Source organism: Winogradskya humida (assembly GCF_016862215.1).
GTDB classification, from domain to species: Bacteria; Actinomycetota; Actinomycetes; order Mycobacteriales; family Micromonosporaceae; genus Actinoplanes; species Actinoplanes humidus.
The window spans coordinates 1-6348 of the sequence record NZ_BOMN01000134.1; the positions used below are offsets into that span (position 1 = coordinate 1).

5 protein-coding genes are annotated in these 6348 nt (G+C 68.6%); 1 reads left to right on the forward strand and 4 read right to left on the reverse strand.

What is annotated here, in order from left to right:
* Positions 1–39: 39 nt before the first annotated feature.
* Entirely contained in the window at positions 40–615 is a 576-nt protein-coding gene (locus tag Ahu01nite_RS45470; protein ID WP_239159661.1) for a TetR/AcrR family transcriptional regulator, read from the reverse strand.
* Positions 616–709: 94 nt separating this feature from the next.
* On the opposite strand from Ahu01nite_RS45470, the gene Ahu01nite_RS45475 reads away from it, so the two are divergent.
* A complete protein-coding gene (locus tag Ahu01nite_RS45475; protein ID WP_203842987.1) occupies positions 710–1738 on the forward strand; it encodes an aldo/keto reductase in 1029 nt (342 codons plus the stop codon).
* Between the two features lie 630 nt (positions 1739–2368).
* On the opposite strand, the gene Ahu01nite_RS45480 is transcribed toward Ahu01nite_RS45475, so the two are convergent.
* From Ahu01nite_RS45480 to gap, 3 genes are read right to left on the reverse strand one after another with little or no spacing between them, the layout of a single operon-like run.
* Positions 2369–3916, reverse strand: coding sequence for an HNH endonuclease signature motif containing protein (locus tag Ahu01nite_RS45480; protein WP_239159662.1), 1548 nt, complete (start codon positions 3914–3916; stop codon positions 2369–2371).
* A gap of 45 nt (positions 3917–3961) precedes the next feature.
* Positions 3962–5011 carry a PfkB family carbohydrate kinase gene (locus tag Ahu01nite_RS45485; protein ID WP_203842989.1) on the reverse strand — a complete coding sequence of 350 codons (1050 nt, stop codon included), beginning with the start codon at positions 5009–5011 and terminating at the stop codon, positions 3962–3964.
* On the reverse strand, positions 4957–5955 hold the full coding sequence (gene gap / locus Ahu01nite_RS45490; protein WP_203842990.1) for a type I glyceraldehyde-3-phosphate dehydrogenase: 999 nt from the start codon (positions 5953–5955) through the stop codon (positions 4957–4959). The genes Ahu01nite_RS45485 and gap overlap by 55 nt, the downstream gene beginning before the upstream one ends.
* Positions 5956–6348: the final 393 nt, after the last annotated feature.

The window sequence follows — 6348 nt, forward strand, 5'->3', positions numbered from 1 at the left end:
TAGCCCCGCGCCTGGCCCGCGGGCGGCATGGCGGGGCCGTCAGTGGGCCTGGTAGCGCAGCCCGTCGATGAGCAGCGCGACCATGCGGTCGTCGCCGTTCTCGTCGAGGTTGGCGGGTGAGTACAAGCGGGATATGGCGCCTAGCAGCGGTCCCGCCTCGACGCCGGCGCGGATGTCCCCGGTGGCGGCCGCGGCGGCGAGCAGGGAGTCGAGGGCCGGTTGGAAGCGCTGCGTGAAGTAGGCGGGCAGTGGTTCGAACGCGGGGTTGCCGGAGTGCAGGGCCGAGGCCAGGCCCCGTTTGGCGCCGACGAACCGGGTGAAGCGGTGGAGCCAGCGGATGAGGGCGTCGAGCGGCTCGTGCTCGGCGGCAAGGGTGGCTGCGGTGTCTGCGCAGGCGTCGACCTCGTGGCGGAAGACGGCGGTGACGAGGTCGGAGCGCTCCGGGAAGTGGCGGTAGAACGTGGCGAGTCCGACGCCGGCCCTGGTGGTGATCTCGCGGACCGGTGCGTCGACGCCTGAGGTGGCGAAGACCTCGCGGGCGGCGTCGACGAGGGCGTCGATGTTGCGCTGGGCGTCCGCGCGTACCCGTCGGACCGGTGGTGTGGCCGCGCTCACTGACAGACCCCCGTTGCTTAAGTGAGAAGGTGTTCCGTATATTGCTAAGTGGTAGAGCGTTCCGCTTCGCGAAATCATACCCCGGAGGTCTCTCATGAAGTACCGCACGCTGGGCCGCACAGGCATCCAGGTCAGCCCGTACGCACTGGGCGCCATGATGTTCGGGGCCATCGGCAACCCCGACCACGACGACGCGACCCGCATCATCCACAAGGCCCTCGACGCGGGCATCAACTTCGTCGACACCGCCGACGTCTACTCCCGCGGCGAGTCCGAGGAGATCGTCGGCAAAGCGCTCAAAGGCCGCCGCGACAGCGTCGTCCTCGCGACCAAGGTCAACGGCGCGATGGGCGACGACCCCAACCAGCGCGGCACCTCCCGCCGCTGGATCATCGCCGAGGTCGAGAATTCCCTGCGCCGTCTGCAGACCGATCACATCGACCTCTACCAGCTGCACCGCCTCGACCCGACGGTCGACATCGAGGAGACCCTCTCGGCGCTGACCGACCTCGTCCGCAGCGGCAAGGTCCGCGCGATCGGCTCGTCAACCTTTCCCGCCTCGGCGATCGTCGAGGCCCAGTGGGCCGCCGAACGCCGCGGCTACGAGCGCTTCCGCACCGAACAGCCGCCCTACTCGATCCTCGACCGCGGCATCGAACGCGAAATCCTCCCCGTCGCCCAGCGCTACGGCATGGGCACCCTGGTCTGGAGCCCGCTCGCCCAGGGCATGCTCACCGGCAAGTTCCGCAAGGGCCAGCAAGCCACCACCCACCGCGCGGGCCTGCCGTTCAAGCACTACAAGGACGAGAACCGCCTCGACGCCGTCGAACAACTCATCCCCATCGCCGAACAGGCCGGCCTCTCCCTGACCCACCTCGCCATGGCCTTCGCCATCGCCCACCCCGGCGTCACCTCCGCCATCATCGGCCCCCGCACCATGGCCCAGCTCGACGACCTGCTCGCCGGCGCCGACACCACCCTCGACGACAAAACCCTCGACGCCATCGACGCCATCGTCCCGCCCGGCACCGACGTGGGCGCCCTCGACATGGCCTTCAAGCCGGAAGCGATCACGAACACCACCCTGCGCCGCCGCCCCACCGACGCCCGCGCAGCAGCCTAGCCACCGACAAAACAGCCATCCCGGACGCCGATCGTCGCCCGTCAGCCGTTCATGACCAGCCCGGCGGCAGCGGGCGATGGCTGCACTGGTCGCGCGATCGCGACATACATCGCTGACCGCTGCGCCGACGAGTCGTCGCGTCAGCCTCTTGCCGGTCGCGTCAGCGTCCTGCCCGTAGCGTCAGCTTCCGTCCCGATGAGTCTGAGGATGACGATCGCGCTGTTCCGTCGCGTCCCGGCCTGTCGTGCGCGTTTTGTCCCGGCCTGTCTTGCCGCGTTTTGTTCCGTCCTGTCGTGCCGCCTCCTGGCCCGGCCCGTCGCGGCAGCTTCCTGGTAGGCAGGCGTGACGGGAGCGCGATGGGAGACGCGCTGGAAGAATGCCCTGAGTGCCTTCTCGATCACCTTCAACGATCGGTTCGGGCCGTCGGAAGCTCCCGATCTGAGCCGTCGGAAACATCATCAGCGAGGCAGCCCGCAGCCTCCTGCCCGACCTGTCAGTAGACGCCCGCGGATCGGCGATTGCCGTCGCGGCGCAGACAGCTGGGACGGCGCAGGCGCAGACAGCTGGGGTGGTGCCTGGGTAAGGGAACCATCGATGCGATCACGCTGTATCGGCGGGGTAACGGAATGTCTATTGGCGTGGGTGGTAGAGGTTGCGGCGGGGTTGTCGGGTTGGGTCGATGGTGGCTGGGGGGATGAAGTCGGGGTGGCGGTCGGGTCCGAGGCGGATGTGCCACCCGGCGTCGGGGTTGTGGATGAGGTTGTGGTGGTGGCGGCATAGGAGGACGAGGTTGTCGAGGTTGGTGGGGCCGCCGGTGGTCCATTTGAGGATGTGGTGGGCGTCGGTCCATCGTGGGGGGAGTTCGCAGTCGGGGAAGGCGCATCCGGAATCTCGGATGTGCAGGGCACGGCGTAGGGGGCCGTTGGTGTGTCGGCGGCGGCGGCCGGCGTTGAGGATCTGGCTTTGGGTGCCGAGGAGGGTCGGCATGATTTTGGCGTCGCAGGCCAGTCGTCGCATGGTTTCTGCGGATAGGCGTGTGCCGGTGTCGGTGGTGCCGATGCCGAGGGCTCTGGTCAGCGGGTCGTAGGCGACGGTGACGGAGAGTTGGGGTGGTTCGCCGCCGTTGGTGGGGAGTTGGCTGGTGCGTAGTGCGAGTCGGCATATGTCGAGTAGTGCGTCAGCGCGGCGTTGGGCTGGGGTTCGTTTGTCGCGGGGTCGGGGTTTGCACAGGGGGTCCAGGGTTGCTTGCACCGTGGCGGCGTCTTCGATGCCGAGGGTTGCGGTGAGACGCACGAGGCCGTCGATGGGTAGGGACAGGGTGAGGCCGCGTTTGCGTTCGGCTCGGGTTTCCTGGCGGGTCAGGGCTGCTTCGTCGATGGTGTCGGCGAGGTGTGGGGCGACGTAGGTGAGGATGCGTTCCCCGGCGCGGCGTAGTTGGTTGGCGGACAGGCGCTCGGCCATGTCGATCATCATGGTCTCGGCGTCCCGCACGATCTGAGCGACATTCACGGCCGGAACGCCATCGGCCTGGGACGCGCCATCGAGACCATCATTGCCGCCCAGCCCGCCAATCTCGCCCAGCCCGCCAATCCCGCCGGGATCTCCAAGCCCGCTGGGATCTCCAAGCCCGCTGGGATCTCCAAGCCCGCTGGGATCTCCAAGGCCGCTGGGATCATCAAGCCCGCTGGGATCGTCAAGCCCGGCGGGATGGTTGAGCCCGGCCGGGTTGTCCAGAACGGCGAGGTCGGTGGGGATGGCGTCGAGGGTTTGTGCGATCACTGCGGCCTGGCGCAGGTCGGCCTGGCCGTCCAGGACTGCCTGCTCGATCGGGGGATGGTCCAGGACGGCGGCGTGGGCGACGAGCTCCCGGGCCGCCGGGGAATCCAGGATCAAAACGGTGCGGAGCCACTGGGTTGTCGAGCGATGGCCTGATGCGGTGGGAATGCCCCGGCCGTCGGCCTCACGGGTGAGGCGTACCTGTAGGAGTTTGGCGGACTGCTCCGCACGTCGTGCCTCTTGCAGCGTCAGAGTCAGCGCGGCGTCGGACAGGCTCCAGCACTGGGCTGCGGCGAGCGTCGCCGCGTCCCTCCTGAGCTTCTGCACCTCTGCCAGCACAACGACCACATTGGCCCAGGCGTACGACAATTTTTGGCCCCGGAGCGCAACTTGAAGATCCACATTCACCATATGGAACCTCCCCCAAGGGGCGGCAAGCGCGGACCGTCACAGCGCGGCGAATCCGTCGTGGCCGGCGGAGCCGACATGCTGCAGCTTGTGCCGGGCCAGCCGCATGCCCAGCAGACAACCGGGGCCGAGGTCCACGCCGGGGCCGAGGCCCACGCCGGGGCTGGGGCCGGCTTCGGCGATGAGGCCGATGAGCAGGCCGGCCGCGAAGACGTCGCCCGCGCCGGTGGCGTCCACGATCTTGTTGTCGGGCAACGGGATCTGCGGATGGATCTCGGGGCGGGCGCCAGGACGGCGTACCTCAATGTGGTCCGGTCGTTTCACCACCACAACGGCTTCGGTCAGATTTAGTACGGTGCGGAGCTCGGCGAGTTCGCGACGGTTGAGCAGCAGGTAGTCGCTGAGGCGTACCAGTCCCTCGATGTCAGCGGTCACCGTGGTGCTCCACACGTGACCGGGGTCGAAGCTGAGCGCCGTGGCCGGGTTGACTGCCTTCACAGCGGTGAGCAGGGCCAGCAGGCGCCCGGCGGAGGTGTCGTCGAGCAGCGAGGTCACGTGGATCAGCCGGGTACGGGACAGGTAGCCCACGAGCGCGTCGAAGTGGCGGTCCACGTACTCGGGGAAGCTGCTGTTGGCGCCCGCGTGGGTGAGCAGGGTGCGGTCGCCGTTCTCGGTCAGGGAGAAGCAGATCCCGGAGAGGGCGTCGTCGTTGTAGGACACGTGGCGGTGGTCGATGCCGAGAGTGGCGAGTCCGGCGCGCGGGGAGGGGCCGCCGGTCGGATTCCGGCCGGCGGCCCCCACGTATCCCAGACGCAGCCCGGGCCGGGTCCTCGCGATCGCGTGCACGGTGTTGAACGCCGAGCCGCCGAGCGTCGTCGTGAGCCTCTCCGGACCCGCGGCCTGGATTGCCGCGTTGATGGTTGCGGCGTCGACGGCGGTTTCGGTGCCCCACTCCGCTTGCAGGGGCGTGCCCGGATCGGCGATGAAGTCCAGGTTGAGAGCGCCGATCCCGACAACATCCCGTTCGTACGCGTTCAGCCCGCGGCCAGCAGCTCGAGCGTGTCGATGACCCGGTGGGAGAAGCCCCACTCGTTGTCGTACCAGGCGACGACCTTGATGTGGCGGCCGTCCACGCGGGTGAGGGCCGAGTCGAAGATGGCCGAGGCCGGGTTGCCGGTGATGTCGGACGAGACCAGGGCGTCCTCGGAGTACTCGAGGATGCCGGCGAGCGGACCGGTCGCCGCCGCACGGTAGGCGGCCAGCACGTCGTCGCGGGTCACGTCCCGGGCGACGGTGGTGTTGAGCTCCACGATCGAACCGACCGGCACCGGCACGCGGATCGAGTCACCCGACAGCTTGCCGGCCAGGCCGGGCAGGACCAGACCGATCGCCTTGGCGGCGCCGGTGGTCGTCGGGACGATGTTGACCGCGGCGGCGCGGGCCCTGCGGGGATCCCGGTGCGGGCCGTCTTGCAGATTCTGCTCCTGCGTGTACGCGTGAACTGTCGTCATGAACCCGTGCTCGATACCGGCAAGCTCGTCGAGCACCTTCGCGAGCGGCGCGAGCGCATTCGTCGTACACGAAGCATTGGAGACAATGATGTGTGCGGCCGGGTCATACCGCTCGGTGTTGACGCCGTAGGCGAGAGTGATGTCGGCGCCGTCCGACGGAGCACTGACCAGGACCTTGCGCGCGCCCGCCGTGAGGTGGGCGCGGGCCGCTTCGGCCGAGGTGAACCGGCCCGTCGATTCGAGGACGAGGTCTACGCCGAGATCCTTCCACGGCAGCTGGCCCGGTTCGCGTTCGGCGAGAACCCTGATCCGGCGCCCGTCGACGACAATCGTGTCACCCTCCGTCGTCACCGGACGGCCGAGCCGCCCCGAGGTCGAATCCCACGCGAGCAGGCGGGCGAGCGCCGCGGGCTCGCCCAGATCGTTGACGGCGACGACTTCGAGCTTGCTGTCGCGTTCGAGCAGTGCGCGCAGCGCGTTGCGGCCGATGCGACCGAATCCGTTGATGGCGATGCGAGTCATGACTCCAGGCTCGCGCGCGAAACCTCCCCGCAACAGTGGCGTGCACGCCACTATCCGCAACGATCTCGCCAGCTTGAGTTGTGGGCAATTAGGTTGTGCACAATTAAGTTGTGTGCAACTTAATTGTGCACAACTCAATTGGGCAGGGAAGCGTCAGGGCCGCGCCGCTTCATGACGAACATGGACGACTCGGCGCGGAATTGATCGACTGGGCCAGCGGCTCGCTGAGCGTGCCCCGATCGCTCAGCTTGCTCAGCCCGCTGAGCGCGTGCGGCATGTTCAGTCCAGCTCGTGTAGTGAGCTCGGCCCGCTCGGCTCGGCCCGCTCGGCTCGGCCCGCTCGGCTCGGCCCGCTCGGCTCGGCCCGCTCGGCTCGGCCCGCTCGGCTCGGCCC

Bases quoted from the DNA above. Each gene is read 5' to 3' on its own strand.
- Ahu01nite_RS45475 (WP_203842987.1), top strand. From the start codon at position 710: ATGAAGTACCGCACGCTGGGCCGCACAGGCATCCAGGTCAGCCCGTAC.
- gap (WP_203842990.1), bottom strand. From the start codon at position 5,955: ATGACTCGCATCGCCATCAACGGATTCGGTCGCATCGGCCGCAACGCG.